Consider the following 21,645-nt stretch of genomic DNA (forward strand, 5'->3'; position numbering starts at 1 on the left):
CGATAGTCCTTCCGCCAGCGCGTCAGCAACGCGCGAGAGATATCGTGACGCCGCGCCGTCAGCGCCACGCTGCGCGGGCGCGACAGGCTTTCCTCGACGATACGGATCTTCTCGGCAGCCGACCAGCGACGCCGCCGACCACTATCGGTCACCGAGAGAACCTCGACTTGGGAACTGAAGCTATGGGTGTCCATAGCTTCAGCCTCCTACATCCATCCCACCTTCAGCGTCAGACGGTCCTCACCGGGAGCTTACGTTTCGGGAGAGCAAGAGCTTCCAGAACCGCGCCATCGGCGATCATCCCGGCATCCGCTCAGTTTCCGATGATGCGGATCGGCATGCCTGCCATAAGCTGCGCAAGCTCAGGCGTGTTGCTTTCGTCGAAGCCGCCGACAGAGTTGAGCCCGGCGCCGATGAGACGGACGACCTCGGGCGAGCCGGCGAACTTCGAATGGCTGCCTGAGCTTGAATCGTGGATCTCGGAAAGGTCGATAACGGTCACCCCGAGCTGTTCCAGTTCCGCCGCGTCGGCGGCGCCGACGCGTGGAACGCCGCCCGCGATCCGGCGCGATATGCGCAGCGCGCTGTCGTCCCTGGAAACCAGGAGATACATCTTCCTGCGTATTTCCGGGGGCAGCAGCGCGAGCTGAGTCCGAAAAAGATCTAGGTCGATATCGGGCGAGGCCAGCATGATGTGGTTGATGGTCTTGCGGCGGCCCAGCCGGCCGGCCTGCTGGGCGTCGATCAACCCCTCCATTGTAAGAAGCGTTCCCATCGAATGGGCAAGGATGTCGGCGCTCTCCGCATTCGTCCGGACGAGAATGTCGGAGACTTCCTTTACCTTGAAGCGCGCGACCAACGCGCTATTGAGGTCGTAGACATAGCGTGGCGTTCTGGCCGCAGAGGCCCATGTGAACAGCACCGGGACGCCCTCGAATCCGGTGTCCTCGACGAACTGCGCCAGCCGGAGCAGCGCATCGCTCGTGGTGTTGTTGTAGCCATGGACAAAGAGAAGCAGCTTGCGCTCGCCCGCCGGACGGGTCGCAAGCTCGCGGTTGATCTCGGCGATGAAGGAAGCATCGGTGCGATAGATCAACGGATCGACAACCGCGAATTCGCGCCGCGGATCGGGCGGCAAGCGCCATGGTCGTTCAACCTGTCCAGGGGCATGGTTCGGTGGAATGGTCACGTCAACCGAGGCGAGGCCAAGCTCAGGCGCACGACCGGACGAGTAGAAGGCGCCCACCACCTCGGATGCCTCGCGCGTCGTGGTGATGAAGATGCGGTGCCGGCTGAGATCGGCCACGGATTCGACTGGAATCGCCGGGTTTTCGATACCGACGAGCTCCGGCGGGCGGCTGCACCCAACCAGCGTCAAAGCAAGGAAAGTGACAACCAAGGGCAACGAACGCAAGCGACCGTGGGTCATCACATGCCTCCGGAGCAGTTTGGTTGTCGGGCCGCTGGGCCCAGTTGCTGTGACGCGAAATGTAACATGCGGGTGGATCGATGTATAGGATGAGCTGCGAGCTCGCGTTATAGCTAAACGATTTTAGTTGACTACGTTTTTTGTGAATTGCTCCGGGTTTGCCGGAGGCTCACTGTGTGGATGCCCCGGTTGATGCAGTTGCCTTTTTCGCCGTGGCGCATGTGATCCGGTGCGGATCATGTGTCAGGCCTGTTCATGCGGCGCCATGGTTGCCGCCGGCCGTCATGGAGATACGCGGAGCAGGCGCAGATCGACTCGACGAGCTTTGCGTTCCGGGAGCCTCGGTGCTTTCCTGATCCCGCAGCGTCAGATCGCTAGCCCATGCTGCTGCGAGGCCGGGATCCCGATAGTCCGAGCCAGGCAGCAAAGTCGCGACCGCGCTTGAAGGTGGTCTTAGATTGTGCGATCGCCTCCGCCGCCATGGCTGTGATCGGGCCAATTCCCGGCATCGTCTGCAAGCGGCGCGTTTCTTCGCCGCATGGGGCTTCATGTCGAAGCGTCTTTTCCAGGCCGGCCACTCTCGGAGAACAACTCGCTGAGGACAGGTTCTGGGTTCCGATTCCGGCATGTGCTTCAGGCCGCGGGCACCGACGCGGCCAGCGACGGGCGTGCCGAAACGCCGGCGAACCACTTGGCGAGCTTCGGATGGGTCGCGCGCCAGTCCTTTCCGGCAAAGCGAAAGTCTAGATAGCCGAGGGCGCAGGCAGCGGCGATGCTGCCGGCATGGAAGCCGTCCGAGATCGCATCGAACCAGCGACCTTCCAGGTCATCAAGGCCGGAATCGACCTTTTCCATCTGCCCGCGCGACCAGTCGTCCCAGCGTTTCTCCTCGGGCCGCAGCACATTTTCGTAACGGTGCAGCAATGCCGCCTCCAATATCGCGTCGCCAAGCGCCTCGAGCGTCAGAATGGTGAACCGCCGCGCGTCCTGCGGATACAGCGTTTCCCCCACCGTGCCCTTGGAATCGACATAGGCGCAGATCACGCGGCTGTCGAAGACCGGGGTGTCGTCCTCGAGCAGCAGGCAGGGCACCTTGCCGGTCGCGTTGTGGCGCACGATTTCGGGGTCGCGCTTGACCGGCCAGGCCGCCGAGGGCAGTTTCTCGATCTCGACACCGCGCTCATGAGCGACGACCATCACCTTGCGCACGAAGGGCGAGGCGGGTGAGAAGAAGAGGCGGATGGTCATCAGGGGTTCCTCCGATTGCGGTTGCCGTTTCGGCCTTTTGCGGGTTTGTCAAAGCTGGGCATGCGCAGGAAATCCTGCGGGTAGAGCTTCATCTGCTCGTGCAGATGTTCCAGGGCGAAGGTGATGTGCTCGCGCATGAGGGCGGCCGCGCGCTCGCCCTGACCCTTGGACAGGGCAAGGGCGATGCGGTGATGGTCGTCATGGGATCGTTCGAGCACGCCAAAATCGCGCCACATGATCACGCGGTCCGATGCGGCGGGCACGTTGTGCAGGCTTTGCACGAATTCCATGATCCAGGCATTCCCGGAAAGCGTCATCACCGCCGTGTGGAAGTTCACGTTCATCCGGCGATAGTCGGCCAGGTTTTCAGGCAGCAGTTCGCCGGGGCTCAGCAGCCTGTCGCCCTCGGCGACCAGATCGGCCAGATGCCGGCTTGCCTCCTCCGTCATGTTGCCGGCTGCCAGGCGGCAGGCCAGCGCCTCGAGCTCCGCGCGCACCTCGAAGGCGCCGGACACTTCGGCGAACGAGAACTCGCGCACGTAAAAGCCGCGACTGCTTGCGTATGAGACAAGGCCCTTTTGCGCCAGCGCCGTCAGTGCCGCGCGCAGGGGCGTGCGCGAGATGCCCAGCATTTCCGCCAGTCGATCCTGGTGCAGCTTGTCGCCCGGCAGAAGCTCGCCGCTGAGAATTGCCTCGCGCAGTTTCTGCGTCGCCACTTCGGTGCTGGTATGTGCTTGGGTCAAGGGTCCCCCGGTCGGGCAGAGATAAAATGTACCTCATGCAGATTCTCTTTGGAATATACGCATAAATGCGTTCATTGCGTTTGCAACGAGTAGGGGCCTCAAGCCATGTCTGGAATCGTGCTTGTCACCGGTGCCGCCGGTGGCATCGGGGAAGCTGTTTGCCATCGCCTTGCGCAGGACGGCTTTGCAGTCCTTGCCGCGGATCTGTCGCAGGAGGCGGCAGGGCGGGTCGCAGCCGCCCTGCCGGGCCGGGGTCATCGCGCCATCGCGCTGGATGTCGCGAACGAAGCCGCGGTGATCGCCGCCTTCGCCGAGGCCGAGGCGCTGAACCAGCCCGTCGGCCATGTGGTCGCCGCCGCCGGCATTCTGCTGTTTGCCGCCAATGGCGACCGCCCGCCGATCACCGACATCCTGCTGGCCGATTGGGAGCGGACGCAGGCCGTCAATTCGACCGGCACCTTCCTTCTGCTGCGGGAATACCTGCGCGGCGCGAATCGGCGGGCCATCGCCGGCGGGCGCTTCGTGGGCTTTGCCTCGGTCGCGGCCCAGCTGGGCGGCTATCGCTCCAGCTCGGCCTATATCGCCTCGAAAGGGGCGGTGATGGCGCTGGTCAAGGCCGGCGCGCGCGAGGCGGCAAACCTGGGCATCACCGTGAACGCGGTGGCGCCGGGGCTGATCGATGCGCCGATGCTGCGGCAGTCGCTGCCGCCGGAACGGGATGCGACCGTCGCGGCCAATATTCCGCTGAACCGCATCGGCACGCCACAGGACGTGGCGGGGGCGGTGTCGTTCCTGATGGGGCCGGATGCGGCATACATCACCGGCGCCGTCGTCGACGTGAACGGCGGCTATCGCATGCAATGACGCCGGGGAGGACGTGATGGTCAAGCTGACGGAAAAACTGACCCATCTTCTGGGGTGGATAGCGGGGGTGACGGTCCTGCTGATGATGTTCCACGTCATGATCGACGTGATCGGCAAATATGCCTTCAATGCGCCCCTGCCGGGCACGGCCGAGGTGGTGGCGGCCTATTACATGATCGCCTGCGTCTTCCTGCCGCTGGCCTGGGTCGAGGCCGCGGGCGGATCGATCGTCGTCGAGGTCGTCTATGAAAAGGTCCCGCCCCGCGCCCAGGCCGTCATGCTCAGGATCGCCGATATGGTCTCGGCCGTCTACTACGCGATCCTTGCCTGGTTCTCCTGGGGCGTGGCCATGCATGCCTGGCGCATCAACGAAACGGTGGACGGCATCTGGCGGATCGTCACCTGGCCGGCCAAATTCCTGCTGCCCTTCGGTTTTTTCCTTGCGGTGGTCGTGATCCTGCTGCGGCTGGTCCTGGGGGACCGGGGCCGCATCCGCACCGCAGCCCATGCTCTGGATATCTGAGGTCGCCTCATGGAACGTCTTGAAATCGGCTTTGCCGGCGTTGCCGCCATTCTGCTTCTGATCGGCGTCCGCGTGCCCATCGGGGTGGCCATGGGGTCGACCGCCTTCTTCGGCATCTGGGCGATGATGGGGCTGAAGCCCGCCATCGGTATCACCAAGGCCATCCCGTTCAACCTGATCGGGGACTGGAACCTGTCGGCGATCCCCATGTTCCTGTTCATGGGTTTCGTCGCGGTCGAGGCCAGGCTGACGCGCGGCCTGTTCGGCGCGGCCCGCATCTTCCTGGCGCGCATCCCCGGCGGGCTTGCCTCTTCGACCGTCTTCGCATCGGCGCTGTTCGGCGCAGCGAGCGGGTCGAGCGTCGCGACCTCGGCCGCCTTTTCGCGCATCGCCGTGCCCGAGATGCTGGACAGCAAATACAATCCCGGCCTTGCGACGGGCTCCGTCGCGGCCTCGGGCACGCTGGCCGCGCTGATCCCGCCCTCGGTGCTGATGATCGTCTACTGCCTGCTGGTCGACACCTCGATCAACACGCTGTTCATGGCCGGTGTGATCCCCGGCATCCTGACGGCGACGGCCTTCATCCTGATGATCACCACGCGCTGCATGCTGAATCCGGGGCTTGCCCCCCGCTATGTCGACCACACCACCCGCACCGAAAAGATCGCCTTGCTGCCTCGGGGCGGGCGGCGCTGCTGCTGCCGGTCTTTGCCGCCATCGCGGCGGCCTTGCCCGATCCGCGCCTGCGCCGCCGGCTGGCCTTGCTGTTCCCGACGGTGATCCTGCTGTCGGCCGGGGCCTCGCTGATCGGGGCGGGGGCGCATCTCTTGGCGGCGCAGGCGGTCCGGGGCGCGACCGGCATCCATCTTGGTTATGTGGAATGGGCGATGCTCGGCCTGCCAGTTTCGCTGTTGGCCAGCCTTGCCGGCGCGGGCCTGATCCTGTGGCTGTTCGTCCCGCGCGAGGCGCTGCTGGCGCCGTTGCCCCGCATCGCTACGCCCGCCCCGGACGCCGCCACCCGCGCCCGCCAGCGCCGCATCGGGCTGGTGCGGGCGCTGGTCGTGAGCCTGTGGCTGACGGCCGGGCTGCACGGGATCGGCATGGCGCTGGTCGCGCTGATCGGGGCGCTGGCGCTGCTGACCCCACTCTTTACCATCCGCAAGCCCAAGGAGATCTTCCGCGCCGTCGATACCGAGCTTCTGCTCTACATGACCGCGACCGTGCTGATGGCCGAGGCGATGGTCGCGACCGGGGCCGACCGCTGGCTGGCGGAACAGGCGCTGGCGGCCTTGCCGCCCGGCCTGTCGGGCAGCCTGCCCACCGTGGTGGTGCTGCTGTCGGCGGTGGCGGTGCTGGCGCATCTGGCGATCACCTCGCGCTCGGCCCGCGCGGCGGTGCTGATCCCGGCGGTGGCCCTGCCGCTGGCGGCGATGGGGCACGACCCGGCGCTGATGGTCATGGTCGCGGTGATGGGCACGGGCTTTTGCCAAAGCATGATGGCCTCGGCCAAGCCGGTGGCGATCTTCGGCCAGGCCGAGGAAGCGGGCTTCTGCCAGCGCAACCTGATCCGGCTGGCACTGCCACTGGCGCCGGTCGTGACGGTGCTGCTGATCGGCTTTGCCCTGCTGGTCTGGCCCGCGCAATTGGCGCGGATGCGGGACGATGTGCAACCGGCGCCCGTTCCGACCCTCCCGGCCATGTCCGCCGCCATGCTGGTCGCGCCCGCCGTGGCCTTGCCGCCCCCTGCCGTCCCGATGATCGAGGCAGCGCGGCCCTTGCCCCGCCCCCAGCGGCTGGCCCAGGCCGTCCCGCAAAAAACGTCGCCCCAGGCCGGCCAGCCGCGCCCCGAGCTCGGCTTGCGAGCGTTGAACCGCATCCTGAGGCCTGCGGGCATCCGGCTCGTCATCCGGTGATCCGCTGCAAATGCGATGAAAGGGCGGCTCGGGACCGCCGTTTTTCCACGCCGGGGCGGAATATTTCGCCCTTGCCGGGAATAAGGCAGGGGGTGCGGGCGTAACCCCATCAGATAACCGGAAAGGATATGAAAATGTCTCTCACCGTCCTGATCGCGCCTTCGGGCTTCAAGGAATCAAGGATGTGGCCGAGGCCATCGCGCGGGGCGTCCGTCGCGCCGCCCCCCATGCAACCATCCTGACCGCGCCGATGGTCGATGGCGGCGAGGGCCCGACCGAGGCGCTGGTTGCCGCGACCGGCGGTCGGTTGATGCAGGCCGAGGTGACCGGCCCGGTGGGCCAACCCGTGGACAGTTTCTGGGGGCTGATGGGCGGCGATGGGCCGCGCACCGCCGTGATCGAGATGGCCGCCGCTGCCGGGCTGTCGCTGGTGCTGCGCGACCGGCGCGACCCGACCCTGACCACCAGCCGCGGCGTGGGCGAGTTGATCCTGAAGGCGCTGGACCATGGCGTGGACCGCATCCTGATCGGCTGCGGCGATAGCGGCGTCAACGACGGCGGCGCGGGCATGGCGCGCGCTTGGTGCGCGGCTGCTGGACGGCGAGGGGCGCGAGTTGCCCGAGGGCGGCGGCGCGCTGGAGCAACTGGCGCAGATCGACGTCTCGGGGCTGGACCCGAGGCTGGCCGGGGTCGGGATCGACGCGGCGGTGAACTGGCACAACATGCTGCTGGGACCGCGCGGCGTGGCCCGCGTCTTCGGCCCGCAAAAGGGCGCGACCCCTGAGCAGGTCGAGCAACTCGACCGCGGTATGACCCGCTATGCAAAGGCGATCATGGCGGCCACGGGCCGGGACGTGGCGCCGATGCAGGGCGCTGGGGCCTCGGGCGGGCTTGGCGCCGGGCTGGTCGCCTTTGCCGGTGCGGTGCTGCATCCGCGTTTCCAGGTCATGCTGGATTACCTGGATTTCGACCGGCTGCTGGGCCGCGCCGACCTGGTCATTACCGCCGAGGGTGCGCTGGATGCGCAAAGCCCCTTCGGCAAGGCTCCCTGCGAGGTCGCCTGCCGCGCCGAGGCGATCGGCCTCCCGACCGTCGCGCTGGCAGGCATCATCGGCAGGGGCGCACGCCAGACCTATGAGCACGGGATCGGCGCCTATGCCTCGATCATGCGGCGGCCCTGCTCGCTGGAAAAGGCCATCGGCGAGGGTGCAAAACTGCTGCGCAACGCCGCTGAGAACACGATGCGGATGCTGCTGGTCGGCCAGCGGCTTGCCGCTCGCGTCTGAGCCACGACCTATGCCGCGACCGGAGGAGCCGGCAGCCGGGCTGCGGATCACGGTTCGATCATGCCGATCCAAACCAAAGTGACGGAGAGAAACCATGGCCAGAATCCGTGGCAATGATGACGACAAGTGCCTGGTCGGCACCAAGTTCGCCGACCAGATCTGGGGCCGCTCGGGCGACGGCCTGCTCTTTGGCTGCGCGGGCAAACGATACGCTGGATGGCGGCGAGGGCAATGACCGCATCAACGCAGGCGAGGGCAACGATACCTTGAACGGCGGAGAAGGTGCCGACGTCTTCATGGGCGCGACCGGATCACGCCGACCGGCTGGTGATCGAGGGCACGCGCCTCGGCCAGCTTCGCAGCAACGATTTCGACTTGTAGAAGCCGGAAGATCGCGGGGGCCGGCGTGGCAGCGCCGGCCCCGGGCTGCAAAGCCACCGTTCCGACCGGGACGCCATTCGTCGCCTGGATCGTGATCGCCGCCTGTTGCGGCTGAAGCCCGCCGCCTCGCCGCAATTCATTCCGGGGTGCCGCGCCAGAGGCTTAATGCAACCGGCAGCAGGTCCTCGTTTACCCTGCTGCATCGCTTTCACAAAGCCGCATCAGCACCTTGGCGAACGTGCTTGCGGCGGGACCGAAGGGCTCGTCGAGGCGATGGGCGAGATAGCTTTGGGAAGTGACCTGGGCGTTGCGGCCAAGCGCGGCCGTGTCCAGCCGGACCAGCCTGCCGGATCTCAGGTCATCCGCGACCAGCCAGGACGGCAGCCTGCCCCAGCCGACGCCCGACAGGATCAGCGCATGCTTGGCGCCCTGGGTATTGACCCGGCAGGATTGCGGCGACAGCACGCCGAAATCCCGCCCCTCCGACAGGGGCGAGGGATCGGACAGCACGATCTGGACGTGGTCGGCCAGATCGGGGATGCCGATCCCGCGCCCGGCCGCCAGGGCATGGCCGGCCGCGACCACCGCCACCTGCGAGACGGGGGACAGGGCCTCGAAGCTGATGCGGGGATCGCGGAAATCCTCGCCGACCATGATGGCGAGCGTGCAGCGTCTTTCGGTCAGCGCCTGCAACGGCCCGCCAAGCGGCTGGATGGCAAGCCTGACCGCCACCGAGGGATAGGTTCTGCGCATCTCGGCCAGCGCCGCGCCGACCAGTGGGATCGGAAACAGCGTGTCGGCGGTGATGCACAGCTCCAGCTCGACGCCCTCGCCAAAGCCCCGCGCCCTGGCGCGCATCGCGTCGACCCGCAGCAGGATGTCGCGCGCATCGGCAAGCAGCGTCTTGCCCTCGGCCGTCAGGACCGGGCGGTGGCCGGAGCGGTCGAACAGCTGCACGCCCAGCTGGGCCTCCAGATTGGCCACGCTTGCGCTGACGCCGGATTGCGCCCGCGACAGGCTGCCCGCGCCGGCGCGAAAGCTGCCTTTGTCGGCGACCGCGACGAAGGTGCGGATCTGGTCGAGGGTCAGGGCGTCCAGCATGATCGCTTCAGATGATCGGAACCATCGGGATTATATCACTCCTGCCGTTCATCCGTCACCCCTATCCTGGACGCGACAGGAACAGGAGAGAACCGATGACCGATGTGCTGGTGCTTTATTATTCGTCCTATGGGCATGTCGAAACCATGGCCGCTGCGGTCGCCCAAGGTGCGCGCGAGGCTGGGGCGAGGGTCGCGGTCCGGCGCGTGCCGGAGCTGGTGCCCGAGGCCGTCGCGGAAAGGGCGGGCTACAAGCAGGATCAGCGCGCACCCGTCGCGACGGTGGGCGAACTGGCCGATTACGACGCGATCATCATCGGCACGCCGACCCGCTTCGGCAACATGGCCTCGCAGATGAAGAATTTCCTCGACCAGGCCGGCGGGCTGTGGGCCGAGGACCGGCTGGTCGGCAAGGTCGGTAGCGTCTTCACCTCGACCGGCAGCCAGCATGGCGGGCAGGAAACGACGATCCAGTCCACCCATACGGTGCTGCTGCATCTGGGTATGATCGTTGTCGGCCTGCCCTACAGCTTCAAGGGCCAGATGCGCATGGACGAGATCACCGGCGGCTCGCCCTATGGCGCCTCGACGCTGGCCGATGACGGCGATGGCGGCAACCGCCAGCCAAGCGCGAACGAGCTGAACGGGGCGCACTTCCAGGGGCGGCATGTGGCGGAAATCGCCGCGGCGCTGGTCGCGGGACGCAAGCGCGAGGCGGCGTGATGGCGACGCGCTGGGGTGCCGTCTCGCTGATCGTGGCGGCCGGGATCGCCGCCGCCATGCAGGTTGGCAAGGCGGCCATCGCTGCGCCGATGTTGCAGGCCGATCTGGGGCTGGGCCTGTCCGCCATCGGCTGGCTGACCGGGGTTTTCGCACTTCTCGGGCTGGGCGGCGGCATTCTGGCCGGCGCGTTGGTCGCCGTCATCGGCGGGCGGCGCATCATTGTCCTCGGCCTGCTGGCGACGGCGGCCGGATCGGCGCTCGGCGCATCCGCCGGCGGCTTCGCATCGCTCCTGGTCTCGCGCATCGTCGAGGGGGCGGGCTTTCTGCTGGTCACGGTCGCCGCGCCCTCCATCCTGGAGCATGTGGCCCAGCGGTCGCGCCGCGACCTCGCCTTTGCGCTGTGGAGTTGCTTCATGCCCGCCGGCATGGCGATCGCGATGCTTGCCGGGCCGCTTTTCGACGGCTGGCGCGACATCTGGTGGGCCAGCGCCGGCCTGGCGCTGGCGGTCGGGATCGCGGTCCCGTGCGTGCTGCCGCCGGACGGCCAACGCAGGCGCTGGTCGTGGCAGGGCCTTGCCGCGGATGCGACCGCCACCGTCAGGGCGGGCGGGCCGCTGGGCCTTGCCGCCGCCTTCGCGCTCTACAGCCTGATGTTCTTTGCGCTGTTCGGCTTCCTGCCGGTGCTGCTGATGGAGCGGATGCAGGTCACGCATCAGATGGCGGGCCTGCTGAGCGCGCTGGCGACGGCGGCCAATATCCTCGGCAACCTGGCCGCGGGCCTGCTGCTGTCGCGCGGCGTCGGGCGCAGGCCGTTGCTGGCGGGGGCGAGCCTTGCGATGGGCGTGGCCGGGCTGGGGATATTCCTGCCGGTCTTGCCGGACGTGCCGACCTTTGGGCTGTGCGTCCTGTTCTCGGCCATCGGCGGGCTGATCCCGGCGGTGCTTCTGTCCTCGGCGCCGCTGGCGGCGCCAACGGCAGGGCTGGTTCCCATCGTTCTTGGCCTGATGGTGCAGGGCAACAACCTGGGCCAGATCGCCGGGCCGGTCGCGGTCGGCAGCGCCATCCAGAGCCATGGCTGGACCGCGGCGGCGGTGATCGTCGGCATTGCCGCGCTGGCCGGCATGGCGATTGCCGTCACGCTTGGCCGCGCGCTGCGGCCCGCCCCTTATCGGGCGTGAACCTGCCTCGATGGCGTGGCCTGCTGGCTCAGCCAGATGCTGGCGACGACGACCGCCGCGCCGATCATCTGCGATGCGGACAGCGCCTGGCCAAGGATTGCCCAGCCAAGCAGGATCGCCGTCAGCGGACTGAGCAAGCCCAGCGAGGACACCGCCGCCGGCTCCAGCCTCGCCACGCCGCGAAACCACAGGACATAGGTCAGGGCCGTGAACAGCACGAGATAACCCGTGCCGGCCGCGTTGGCGGCATCGAGCGGCGGCATCGGCGGGTCCAGCAGCAAGGCCAGCGGCAAAAGCAGCAATCCACCCGCCGTCAACTGCCATGCCGTCAACACCAGGGCGGAAACCGGCGGCCGCCATTTGCGGGTCAGCACGGTGCCGAAGGCCATCGAGAAGGCCCCGCCAAGCGCCGCCGCGATACCCGGCATGTCCGGCGCGGCGCCATCTTGCAGCACCAGCAGCGCGACGCCTGCCATGCCCATGGCCGCCGCCAGCACCGACAGCGCCCTGATCCGCGTGCCAAGCACCGCGTTTGCGGCAAAGACCACGATCAGCGGCTGCACCGCCCCCACCGTCGCGGCGATGCCGCCGGGCAGGCGATAGGCTGCGACGAATAGCAGCGCCCAGAAGACGGTGAAGTTCAGCGCCCCCAGCACGAACGAGCGCCAGAGCCAGTCCCCCTTGGGAAGCTGCCGCACCAGAAGCAGCAGGATCAGCCCCGTAGGCAGCGCGCGGATCGCGGCGACGCTTAGCGGCGGGGCGCCGGGCAGCAGCTCGGTCGCCACGATATAGGTGCTGCCCCAGACCGCCGGGGCAAGCGCGGTCAGCAGGATGTCGGACGGTTTCGGCATGTCGGTCGGCCTCGGGCTGCTAGAGCGTCGTCAGGATCTGCGCCACCGGAAGGCGCGGCTTTTGCGGCCGGTTGCCCTCTGCGGCATGTCCGACGGCGACAAGAAGGACGGGGATCTCATCCGCGGCCAGCGCCAATTCGCGCGCCAGCCGTTCCGCGTCGAAGCCCACCATTGGGCAGGAGGCGAGCCCATGGGCCTGGGCGGCGAAGATCAGGAAGGCGGCGCCCAGCGTGGCCGAGCGGATCGCCTCGTCGCGCCGCATTCCGGCATTGCCGGCATAGGTCTGCTCGACCGCCGCAACCCAGGAACCGACGGTCGAGGGCGGCATGATCCCGGCATCGACGGCAGGTCGCAACCGGTTGGCCAGCGTCCTGTGCGACGGCGCCTGGCCGCAGACGACATAGACCACCGCCGCCTCGGTCACCTTGGCCTGCCCGAAGGCGATGTCGCGCAGCCGTGCCTTGGCCGCGGGCGAGCGCACCGCGACCAGGCGCCAGTTCTGCAGGTTGTAGGCGGTGGGGGCGCAGGTCGCCAATTCCGCCAGGGCCTGGACCTGCACGTCGGGCACGGTCCCTTCCCCATCGAAGCGGCTTGCGGAAGCGCGGGCCCTGATGCCGGAGATGATCGCGTCGTTCATCTTTGCCTCTTGTGGTCGGCGGATTGGTTGTCCCTTCGATCTAATTGCTTCTTGGAAAGTCGATAATCGGCTAAATGATCTCAATACTCGCTACCGATGGTGAATAGTGATGGACCAGATGGTCGCCCTGCGCGTGTTCAGGACGGTGGTGGAACAAGGTTCCTTTGCCGCTGCCGCGCGCCGGATGCGGCTGTCGCCCGCTGCCATCAGCAAGAACATTTCCGCACTGGAAGACCAGCTGAACGTCAGGCTGCTGAACCGCACCACCCGCCGCATGAGCCTGACCGAGCCGGGCCGACGCTATTACGAGCAGGTCGCCCGGATCCTGGACGATCTGGCCGAGGCGGACCATTCGCTTGGCCCCCTGCAAAGCCAGCCAAGCGGGCTGCTGCGCGTCAGCGCGCCGATGACCTTCACGCTGACCCGGCTTTCGACGGCGATCCCCGGTTTCCTGATGCGCCATCCCGATCTGTCTCTGGACCTTCAACTGGACGACCGACGGGTGGATATCGTCAAGGAGGGCTTCGACCTGGCCATCCGCGGCAGCGACCGGCTTGAGGATTCAAGCCTGGTCGCCCGTCGCCTGATGACCCTGCATCACGTCGTCTGCGCCTCGCCCGATTATTTCGCGCGGCGCGGCATGCCGCGCGTGCCGCAGGACCTGCGGGCGCATGACTGTATCCGGTTCACCCTGTCGGGCCATGTCAGCGAATGGGAGTTCACCCGCGGGGCCGAGACCGTCCGGGTGCCCATCGAAGGCCGCTACCGGGTGACCAGCGGGCTGGCGATCCGCGATGCGTTGCTGGCGGGCTTTGGTCTGAACCTGATCCCCCGCCAGTATGTCGCCGGGGACATCAAGGCCGGGCGGCTTGTCACCGCGCTGGACGACTGGGTGCCGGTGCAGACCGCGATCCATGCCGTCTATCCATCGCGCCGCTATCTTCTGCCCAAGGTCCGCGCCTTCGTCGAATTCCTGGTCGATGAGACGAGGGACGAGGATTAGCCTGTCACGAACCGGCCCGCCATCTCGTCATCGTTACAGGGGCAACCCGGATGGAGCGGACCAGACACCCGTCTTGTCTGTTCCAGGGCTGCCCCTGATGCGATGCGGGCGCTGGAGCATCCAGCGCCCGATGAACGTTTTCGTCTCGCCCGGTCGGGCCAGCCCTTCAGAAATGGACCGATCGTGCAGTTCCCGGCTTTTCCAGCGGCGGGGCGAACCTGGTAAGATCGATCCCCTCGACGGCTACCTTGTATTCCTCGGCACTGGGCGTTCGGCCAAGGATCGCGGACAGCACGACGACCGGCGTCGAGGCAAGCAGGGATTCCCCCTTCTTCTCGGCGGTGTCTTCGACGACCCGTCCCTGGAACAGACGCGTGGACGTGGCCAGGACCGTATCGCCCTTTGCAGCCTTTTCCTGGTTGCCCATGCACAGGTTGCAGCCGGGCCGCTCGAGATACAGGATGTTCTCGTATTCGGTGCGCGCCTTGCTCTTGGGCAGCAGGTCATCGAACTCGAAGCCCGAATATTTCTGCAGGATCTCCCAGTCCCCCTCGGCCTTCAGCTCGTCGATGATGTTGTAGGTGGGTGCCGCGACGACCAGGGGCGCCTTGAACTCCACCTTACCCTGCGATTTCTCGAGGTTCTTGAGCATCTGGGCGACGATCTTGATGTCGCCCTTGTGCACCATGCAGGAACCGACAAACCCGAGATCGACCTTTTTCTCGCCGCCGTAATAGGAAACCGGCCGGATCGTGTCGTGGGTGTAGCGCTTGGAGACATCCGCGTTGTTCACGTCCGGGTCGGCGATCATGGGCTCGTCGATCAGATCGAGATCGACGACGACCTCCGCGAAATACTTCGCATTCTCGTCGGGGGCGAGTGCCGGCTTCTCGCCGGAGCGGATTTCGGCGATGCGCTTGTCCGCCTTGGCGATCAGGCCATGCAGCGTCCCCGCCTCGTTCTCCATGCCCTTGTCGATCATGATCTGGATGCGGCTCTTGGCGATCTCCAGCGATTCGATCAGGGTCTCGTCCTGCGAGATGCAGATCGAGGCCTTGGCCTTCATCTCGGCGGTCCAGTCCGTGAAGGTAAAGGCCTGGTCGGCCAGCAGCGTGCCGATATGCACCTCGATCACGCGTCCCTGGAACACGTTGTCGCCGCATTGCTTCAGCATCTGCGCCTGGGTCGCGTGGACCACGTCGCGGAAGTCCATGTGGGGCTGCATGGTGCCCTTGAAGGTCACCTTCACCGATTCCGGGATCGGCATGGTCGCCTCGCCCGTGGCCAGCGCCAGCGCCACGGTGCCGGAATCCGCCCCGAAGGCCACGCCCTTGGACATGCGGGTATGGCTGTCGCCGCCGATGATGATCGCCCAGTCGTCGACGGTGATGTCGTTCAGGACCTTGTGGATCACGTCCGTCATCGCGTGATAGACGCCCTTAGGGTCCCGCGCGGTGATCAGGCCGAAATTGTTCATGAAGGCCATGAGCTTCGGGATATTCGCCTGGGCCTTCGCGTCCCAGACCGAGGCCGTATGGCAGCCGGACTGATAGGCGCCGTCCAGGATCGGCGAGATGACGGTCGCCGCCATGGCCTCCAGCTCCTGCGCGGTCATCAGCCCGGTCGTGTCCTGCGAGCCGACGATGTTCACCCTGACCCGCACGTCCGACCCGGCATGCAGCACCTTGCCGGGCGTCACGCCGACGGCATTGCGGTTGAAGATCTTCTCGACCGCCGTCAGGCCCTGGCCCTCGCGCGAGATTTCCTTGTTGGGGGCGAAGACCGGCAGCGGCTCGATGCCCAGGGTTTCGGCCGCGAAGGTCTGAAGCTTCTTGCCGAAGACGATGGCGTAGGAGCCGCCGGCCTTCATGAACTCCACCTTCTGGGGCGTGAAGGCCGAGGCCACGTCGACCAGGTCCCTGGTGCCGGTTTCGTCGTAAAGCTTCTTGTCCCGGGTGTTGATGGTCAGGACCGTGCCCGTCTCGACGGAATATTTCTGTTCGAGGATCGGGTTGCCGTCGTTGTTCAGGATCGGCTTGCCGTCCTCATCCGTTTTCCTGACCCAGTTCTTCAGGTCGATGCCGATGCCGCCGGTCACGCCGACCGTCGTCAGGAAGATCGGCGAGATGCCGTTGGTCCCGGCGACGACCGGGGCGATGTTGACGAAGGGCACATAGGGGCTGGCCTTCTTGCCGGTCCAGAGGGCGACGTTGTTCACGCCGGACATCCGCGACGAGCCGACGCCCATGGTGCCCTTTTCCGCGATCAGCATCACGCGCTTGTCGGGATGCTGTTTCTGTAGCGCCTGGATTTCCTTTTGCGCCTCGGGCGAGATCATGCACTGGCCATGCAACTCCCGGTCGGAGCGCGAATGCGCCTGGTTGCCGGGTGACAGCAGGTCGGTGGAAATATCGCCTTCCGCGGCGATATAGGTCACGACCTTGATCTCTTCCTCGATGTCGGGAAGCTTGGTGAAGAACTCTGCCTTCGCATAGCTTTCCAGAATGTCCTTCGCGACCGCATTGCCGGCCTTGTAGGCTGCGCCCAGCCGGGCCATGTCCGCGTCGTAGAGGAATACCTGGGTCTTGAGCACCTCTGCCGCCTGCTGCGCGATGGCGGCATCCTCGCCAAGGGCAAGGTCGAGGAGGATCTCGACGGACGGGCCGCCTTTCATGTGCGACAGCAGTTCGAAGGCGAAGGCGGGGGCGATCTCCGGAACGGTGGTCTCGCCGACGATGATCTTCTTCAGGAATGCCGCCTTGACACCCGCGGCGCTCGTGGTGCCGGGCAAGGTGTTGTAGATGAAGAAGTTCAGGGAATCGTCGCGGTATTCGCTGCCGGCATCTTCGATCTGCGCGATGAGCTCTTCCACCAGCGCCCCATCCTCGATGGGTTTGGGATGCAGGCCCTGACCCTTGCGCGTTTCGATTTCGGTCAGGTAGTCCGTGTACAAGCTCATGACGATCCCTACGATTCAGTGCCGGATAAAGCTGGACCCCCGGGCCGTGAGAACTGTTTGGCGAGCGGCGGCAAGCTTATTGTATGCTGATGTATACCGAAGTGGCTCCGGTAGCAAGAGGCGCGCTGCGGGTATGTTGCTGCAAGGGCCGGTTCCGGGAGGCTGTCCCGCATTCCCGAGATCGGTTTGAACCGCAGTTCCGGCGCGGCCGGTTTGATGACCTATGGAGGATCTGCGCCATCGCCGCAATCGTCATGTTCTGGCCATGTGTCCCGACCCTGGGAAACGGGAACGCGATTGGTGGTTCCGATTCCCGTTCTTGCCCATCGGTCCGGGGTCCGCGCGCAATCGCATTCTTGCCGCTGCAAGGGTTGCTGTTTGGCGGCATTTGGCGGGTTTGGGGGACTTTGCCCGCCGGGCTTACCCGTCCCCTGTGCCGTGTCCTGGCCATCCGCCTCATCGTCCAACGCCGGATGCGGGTTGACGCGTCATGGCTGGCCTGACCCCTGGTGCTCTGCGACCAGCAGGGCCCGCAGCCCGGCCAGTTGGAAGCGCCAGAAATGGCGGATCGCCTCGCGGATGTCCTCGGGCCGTTCGTATTCCCGCAGGATGGTGGAGATCGTGTCCAGCGTGCCCGAAAAGATCCGGCGCAGCACGAAGGCCAGCGTCGGATCGTCCCCCTGCGGAAAGCGCAGCAAGGCGCGGGTCGCCATCTCCTCGGTCATCCGCTCGCGCATGGTCTCGTAGCGGGTGCCTTGGGCATTGTTCATCAGGATCGCCACCGGGTGGCGATGCGTGGCCCAGAACGCCAGCAACGCGCCCGCCGCCGTCGACCCGTCGGCGGTCAGCGAAGTCCAGGCTTCGCCCTGCTCGAACCCGGCCAGGCGGGCGCGCAGCAGGTCCATGTGGCGGGCGGCCAGTTCCGGCGGCACGGTCTGGAGGAACAGCGCCTCCTTGTCGGGTGCGTATTTGTAGAGGTTGCTGGCCGTCGTTCCCGCCTGCCGGGCGATATCGGCAAGACGCGCGGCCGCGAAGCCGCGGGCGGCGAATTCCGACCCCGCCGCCCGAAGGATGCGCGCCCGCAGCTCTTCCTTCAGGACCTGCGCCATGCCAGCCTCCGCGACAGCGCCTGTCGGCGCGGCAGCCACGGCGCCGCCCGTTCAAGCTGGAAGGCGAGGCGGAAGAGCAGCGCGTTGCCGCCCGCCGGGGCGCTGAAATGGCTGCCGAGCGGCAGACCGGGCGGGCCGACATGCAGCGGCACCGACATGGCCAGGCAGCCGGCCAGCGAGGCGGGGGCGGTATCTGCCGCGCTGCGCTCGACATGGGCGCGCAGCACCTCGTTGGCGGTGCCGGGCGCGAATGCGCCAAGCGGAAAGGCGGCAAAGGGGATGGTCGGCGACAGCAGCAGATCGACCCCATCGAGGCAATCCGTCAAGGCCGCGCCGGATGCGGCGATCACCTGCATCGCCTCGCCGATGCGCGGCGGCGCCAACCCGCACCCGTGATCGGCAAGCCAGCGCGTATAGGGCTCCAGCAGGTCGGCGGTGTCTTCCAGCCCCGGCGCCAGCATGTCGATCATGCCCGCCGTCGTCACCGCCATCAGGTGGAACATCGCCCGGCCCGCAACCGCGCGCTCCAGTCGCGGTCCCGCCACCGGAACGAGTTGATGGCCGAGGGTCTCGCAGAGTGCTACGGTCCGCTCCAGCCCGGCCAGCACCTCCGGCTCGGGCAGTTCGCCGAAACAATCCCGCGCGAACCAGCCGATCCGCAACCCGGCCGGTGGATCGTTGGCCAGCGCAGTTGCCTCGGGCAGCGGATGGGGCAGCCCCGCCGCCTCGGTCGCGCGCAGCCATGTCGTGCTGTCGCGGACCGTGCGGCTGAGGCAGTGATCGCTGAGGATGCCTGCCAGCGGCGCCTCGGGCGGGATGCCGGTCGAACTGATCCGCCCGCGCCCCGGTTTGAAGCCGAAGACGCCGCAAAGCGCCGCCGGCCCGCGGATCGAGCCGCCGCCGTCCGAGGCATGCGCCACCGGGACCATGCTCGAGGCCACCGCCGCCGCCGCACCCCCCGACGAACCGCCGGCCGAGCGCGTCAGGTCCCAGGGATTGCGCGTGGCGCCCGTGGCCGGCGGCTCGGTCGTGCCCAGGAGCCCAAATTCCGAAGTCGTGGTCTTGCCCAGCACGACCAGCCCGGCGGCATCCAGCGCCTCCGTATAGGCCGAGCCCTGCGGTGCGATCTGTCCCGCCATCAGCCGCGATCCCAGCCCGATGGGCAGGCCGGGATCGGCCAGCAAATCCTTCAACAGGGTCGGGACGCCATGGCAGGCCCCATCCGGCGCCAGCCCTTCGATGCGCTGCCGGGCGGGCGTGGGCATCCAGCGAAGACAGGGCGTTCAACGCCGGGTTCAACCCATCGCATCGCGTGATCGCGGCCCGCAGCAGGTCCATCGGCGTCGCCGCGCCGGTCCTGACCATCTCGGCCTGGGCAGTGGCGTCCAGGTCGACCAGCACAGGGTGGTGGAGTCGGCTTGCTCGGCGTTCATGACCGCGCCCATAAGAGAATGAATGATTCTCATTTAGCGTGAACGCCTTCGCTGTCGATCCGTTCGGCGGGGTGGCAGATGCAGTCGGCCGCAAACTGCCCAGGGCAGCGTGCAAATGGCAGGGCTGTGTCGCCGCAGGCCCGATTGTGGTATGAACGCTGCCCATGCGACTTTTCCGGATGAAAAGGAGGTCACATTGCGCCTGACCATACGTGGCCTTACGGCAATGGTTGCGGCAGTCGGCTGTCACCTGCCGGCCATCGCGGACGAAAAGCTTTTCCCCGAAGCGACGGAAAGCGACGATGAACTCAAGAAGCTCCACCATGACGCCGGCGACCTGTGCCTCAGGAATCCCAGCCGGGACGTCGAGGTTGTCGTCGCCTGCAAGGCGATGGTCATCTACGGCTTGGCGCTGAATGAGCGGGGCTGGTGCCACGGCCGCCGTAACGAGGCCAATGCCCAGAAGGGCTGGCATAGGTGCGAGAGCGGTTCCGACAGGTTCACGCTCGATCACCTGACGGATTTCTAGCGATGCGCCCCGTGCTGAAGAGAATTGCGCTCCTCCTCGGCAGCCTGGTCGCGCTTGTGCCCATATGCGGGATCCTCGGCTATGCCATCGGCTACGTCATTGCAGTGTTTGTTTTTTCCGCAACATTGGAGCCTCATACCTATGAGCACGACCGCGACCTGTTCGCCGGCATCTACGGCATCATGTTCATCGGCGGCTTTCTCTATGCCGTCTCGGCCGGCTTTGCGATATTCCGGTTTGTTCGCAGCTTTCGATCAGGCCGATAGAGCCGAAGCGTTCCGCGATGAATGGCCCCGGGCGGGGGCGGTGCAGGTTCCCCTGGATGGATTTCCGCATGTTCCAGATAGGTCTGAGGGCATCTCCAACCCCAGCGCGGACATCAGATATGGAACCGCCGCTGCCTGATCGCGATCCACAGCATGGCAACGCCCGAGAGGCCGGCGCCGATCAGGAAGGGCGCCTGCGATCCCGCACTGTGCCAGAACCATCCGGCGGCAGTATTGCCCACCAGCATCACCACGCCTGTCACCAGGTTGAACGTCCCGAAGGCGCTGCCCCTGATCGCATCGGGCGTGGCGGCGGCGATCATTGCCCCCAGAAGCCCCTGGGAAAATCCCATGTGAAGGCCCCAGAACACGGTTCCCAGGACATAGGCCCAGACCGTCCCGGCAAAGGCCAGCGTCAGATGCGCGATCATCAGGAAGACAAGGCTCCAAGACAGCAGCCCTGCCGTTCCGATCCGGTCCGAGAGGCGGCCGACCGGCCATGCCGCCAGCCCATAGACCGCATGCATGACCACCATGGCCAGGGGAACCCAGGTCGGGGCGAACCCGGCCTCCAGCGCTTTCAGCAGCACGAAGGCCTCGCTGAACCGCGCGAGCATGATGATGGCGGCCAACCCGATCACTGCCCAGACGGCGCGGTTCAGCCGGAGCGCGTCCGCAAGGCGGAAGCCTGACCGCTTTGCCACGCGGCTCGGCTCGGGCTCATGCACGGCAAGGACCAGCACCAGCATGGCAAGGGCGGCGGGAATCGCCGCGATCCAGAAGACCGCGGCGATGTCGCCGGCGAGCAGGATCATCGCCCCGACCGCCACCAGCGGCCCCAGGAAGCCGCCCACCGTGTCCAGCGACTTGCGCAATCCGAAGCTGGCGCCACGGATCTGCGGCGGGGCGACGGCGGCGATGATGGCGTCGCGCGGCGTGCCGCGGATGCCCTTGCCGACCCGGTCCAATGCCTTGGCCAGCACGATCTGGTCGACGCTGATCGCCAGTGGAAAGATCAGCCGCGACAGCGCACCCAGCCCATATCCCAGAACCGCCAGCGGCTTCGCCCGGCGGCTCCAGTCGGCGAACACGCCCGAGAGGAACCTGGCCGCGGTGGCGATGGCGACCGAGAGCCCCTCGATGAAGCCGATGGCGAGGGCCGACGCGCTAAGCCCGCCCGCCAGCCAGAGCGGCAGCAGGGTGTTGATCATCTCGGACGACACGTCCATCAGCAGGCTGACAATGCCCAGCATCCAGACCGTTGGCGGGATGGGCGGGGCAAGATTCTGCAAAGACTGGGGCATGGCGTTCCGTTGGCTGGTCCAGGCGAACTGATGCATGGTCCGCGGCCATGGCGCAATGTCCGCAAGGTCCCGCCCCGCCGACCGCGGCGATGACGAAGGGCCGGTCCTGCGGCCGGTCGGGGTGGGTGGCGTGCAAGGGCGCGGACTGATAGCACCCCGGGCAAAG

Annotated in this window: 21 protein-coding genes and 2 pseudogenes; 11 read left to right on the forward strand and 12 right to left on the reverse strand. The window is 66.7% G+C overall.

The annotated features are described in order from the left end of the window. The 5 genes and pseudogenes from AQY21_RS21450 to AQY21_RS21465 form a co-directional block, all read right to left on the reverse strand. The coding region (locus AQY21_RS21450) for a transposase (RefSeq protein WP_152988312.1) at positions 1-194 on the reverse strand (194 nt) is incomplete at its 3' end. A gap of 119 nt (positions 195-313) precedes the next feature. After that, positions 314-1,429 (reverse strand): alpha/beta hydrolase, encoded by a 1,116-nt coding sequence (locus AQY21_RS21455; RefSeq protein ID WP_058099631.1) that lies wholly within the window; start codon positions 1,427-1,429, stop codon positions 314-316. A 392-nt stretch (positions 1,430-1,821) separates the two neighbouring features. Then, positions 1,822-2,010 (reverse strand): annotated as a pseudogene (locus tag AQY21_RS28100) (transposase); the annotation flags it as partial. A gap of 52 nt (positions 2,011-2,062) precedes the next feature. Then, positions 2,063-2,677 carry a glutathione S-transferase gene (locus AQY21_RS21460; protein WP_082658219.1) on the reverse strand — a complete coding sequence of 205 codons (615 nt, stop codon included), beginning with the start codon at positions 2,675-2,677 and terminating at the stop codon, positions 2,063-2,065. Continuing rightward, positions 2,677-3,420 (reverse strand): GntR family transcriptional regulator, encoded by a 744-nt coding sequence (locus tag AQY21_RS21465; RefSeq protein WP_058099632.1) that lies wholly within the window; start codon positions 3,418-3,420, stop codon positions 2,677-2,679. Before AQY21_RS21465 ends, AQY21_RS21460 begins: the two co-directional genes overlap by 1 nt. Positions 3,421-3,525: 105 nt before the next feature. Between AQY21_RS21465 and AQY21_RS21470 the strand changes: the two genes are divergently transcribed. The 6 genes and pseudogenes from AQY21_RS21470 to AQY21_RS29910 all read left to right on the forward strand — a co-directional run bounded on the left by AQY21_RS21470 (position 3,526) and on the right by AQY21_RS29910 (position 8,241). Further along, a complete protein-coding gene (locus AQY21_RS21470; RefSeq protein WP_058099633.1) occupies positions 3,526-4,284 on the forward strand; it encodes an SDR family NAD(P)-dependent oxidoreductase in 759 nt (252 codons plus the stop codon). A gap of 16 nt (positions 4,285-4,300) precedes the next feature. Continuing rightward, a complete protein-coding gene (locus AQY21_RS21475; protein WP_058099634.1) occupies positions 4,301-4,807 on the forward strand; it encodes a TRAP transporter small permease subunit in 507 nt (168 codons plus the stop codon). A 9-nt stretch (positions 4,808-4,816) separates the two neighbouring features. Beyond that, positions 4,817-5,587, forward strand: coding sequence for a TRAP transporter large permease subunit (locus AQY21_RS21480; protein WP_238986859.1), 771 nt, complete (start codon positions 4,817-4,819; stop codon positions 5,585-5,587). Further along, entirely contained in the window at positions 5,536-6,720 is a 1,185-nt protein-coding gene (locus AQY21_RS21485; RefSeq protein ID WP_058099635.1) for an SLC13 family permease, read from the forward strand. Before AQY21_RS21480 ends, AQY21_RS21485 begins: the two co-directional genes overlap by 52 nt. Before the next feature lie 184 nt (positions 6,721-6,904). Next, positions 6,905-8,006: pseudogene (locus tag AQY21_RS29430) on the forward strand (glycerate kinase). Between the two features lie 94 nt (positions 8,007-8,100). Beyond that, a complete protein-coding gene (locus AQY21_RS29910) occupies positions 8,101-8,241 on the forward strand; it encodes a hypothetical protein (RefSeq protein WP_238986871.1) in 141 nt (46 codons plus the stop codon). 335 nt (positions 8,242-8,576) lie between these two features. On the opposite strand, the gene AQY21_RS21500 is transcribed toward AQY21_RS29910, so the two are convergent. Next, positions 8,577-9,488 carry a LysR family transcriptional regulator gene (locus AQY21_RS21500; protein ID WP_058099637.1) on the reverse strand — a complete coding sequence of 304 codons (912 nt, stop codon included), beginning with the start codon at positions 9,486-9,488 and terminating at the stop codon, positions 8,577-8,579. 95 nt (positions 9,489-9,583) lie between these two features. Here AQY21_RS21500 and wrbA point away from each other — a divergent pair, with 95 nt between their 5' ends. Together wrbA and AQY21_RS21510 are read left to right on the forward strand one after the other, a co-directional pair. Further along, the gene (wrbA, locus tag AQY21_RS21505; protein WP_058099638.1) at positions 9,584-10,210 is read left to right on the forward strand and encodes an NAD(P)H:quinone oxidoreductase; all 627 of its coding nucleotides are present in this window, start codon (positions 9,584-9,586) and stop codon (positions 10,208-10,210) included. Then, positions 10,210-11,388 carry an MFS transporter gene (locus AQY21_RS21510; protein WP_058099639.1) on the forward strand — a complete coding sequence of 393 codons (1,179 nt, stop codon included), beginning with the start codon at positions 10,210-10,212 and terminating at the stop codon, positions 11,386-11,388. Before wrbA ends, AQY21_RS21510 begins: the two co-directional genes overlap by 1 nt. On the opposite strand, the gene AQY21_RS21515 is transcribed toward AQY21_RS21510, so the two are convergent. Both AQY21_RS21515 and AQY21_RS21520 read right to left on the reverse strand, forming a co-directional pair. Beyond that, positions 11,376-12,239 (reverse strand): EamA family transporter, encoded by an 864-nt coding sequence (locus AQY21_RS21515; RefSeq protein ID WP_058099640.1) that lies wholly within the window; start codon positions 12,237-12,239, stop codon positions 11,376-11,378. The two genes, AQY21_RS21510 and AQY21_RS21515, sit on opposite strands and share 13 nt — an antisense overlap. Positions 12,240-12,258: 19 nt before the next feature. Further along, on the reverse strand, positions 12,259-12,876 hold the full coding sequence (locus AQY21_RS21520) for a nitroreductase family protein (protein ID WP_058099641.1): 618 nt from the start codon (positions 12,874-12,876) through the stop codon (positions 12,259-12,261). A gap of 109 nt (positions 12,877-12,985) precedes the next feature. On the opposite strand from AQY21_RS21520, the gene AQY21_RS21525 reads away from it, so the two are divergent. After that, on the forward strand, positions 12,986-13,879 hold the full coding sequence (locus AQY21_RS21525) for a LysR family transcriptional regulator (RefSeq protein WP_058099642.1): 894 nt from the start codon (positions 12,986-12,988) through the stop codon (positions 13,877-13,879). Positions 13,880-14,045: 166 nt separating this feature from the next. On the opposite strand, the gene AQY21_RS21530 is transcribed toward AQY21_RS21525, so the two are convergent. The 3 genes from AQY21_RS21530 to AQY21_RS21540 all read right to left on the reverse strand — a co-directional run bounded on the left by AQY21_RS21530 (position 14,046) and on the right by AQY21_RS21540 (position 19,212). After that, on the reverse strand, positions 14,046-16,838 hold the full coding sequence (locus AQY21_RS21530; protein ID WP_058099643.1) for a bifunctional aconitate hydratase 2/2-methylisocitrate dehydratase: 2,793 nt from the start codon (positions 16,836-16,838) through the stop codon (positions 14,046-14,048). A 488-nt stretch (positions 16,839-17,326) separates the two neighbouring features. Beyond that, entirely contained in the window at positions 17,327-17,947 is a 621-nt protein-coding gene (locus tag AQY21_RS21535; protein ID WP_058099644.1) for a TetR/AcrR family transcriptional regulator, read from the reverse strand. Then, the gene (locus AQY21_RS21540) at positions 17,932-19,212 is read right to left on the reverse strand and encodes an amidase (protein WP_203416607.1); all 1,281 of its coding nucleotides are present in this window, start codon (positions 19,210-19,212) and stop codon (positions 17,932-17,934) included. The genes AQY21_RS21535 and AQY21_RS21540 overlap by 16 nt, the downstream gene beginning before the upstream one ends. Before the next feature lie 364 nt (positions 19,213-19,576). Here AQY21_RS21540 and AQY21_RS29190 point away from each other — a divergent pair, with 364 nt between their 5' ends. Continuing rightward, entirely contained in the window at positions 19,577-19,909 is a 333-nt protein-coding gene (locus AQY21_RS29190) for a hypothetical protein (protein WP_058099645.1), read from the forward strand. A gap of 2 nt (positions 19,910-19,911) precedes the next feature. Continuing rightward, on the forward strand, positions 19,912-20,175 hold the full coding sequence (locus AQY21_RS21550) for a hypothetical protein (RefSeq protein ID WP_203416609.1): 264 nt from the start codon (positions 19,912-19,914) through the stop codon (positions 20,173-20,175). Positions 20,176-20,288: 113 nt separating this feature from the next. Here AQY21_RS21550 and AQY21_RS21555 read toward each other — a convergent pair whose 3' ends face one another. Further along, a complete protein-coding gene (locus AQY21_RS21555; RefSeq protein ID WP_058099702.1) occupies positions 20,289-21,479 on the reverse strand; it encodes an MFS transporter in 1,191 nt (396 codons plus the stop codon). Positions 21,480-21,645: the final 166 nt, after the last annotated feature.

Source organism: Paracoccus sp. MKU1, assembly GCF_001447385.1.
Classification (GTDB): Bacteria; Pseudomonadota; Alphaproteobacteria; order Rhodobacterales; family Rhodobacteraceae; genus Paracoccus.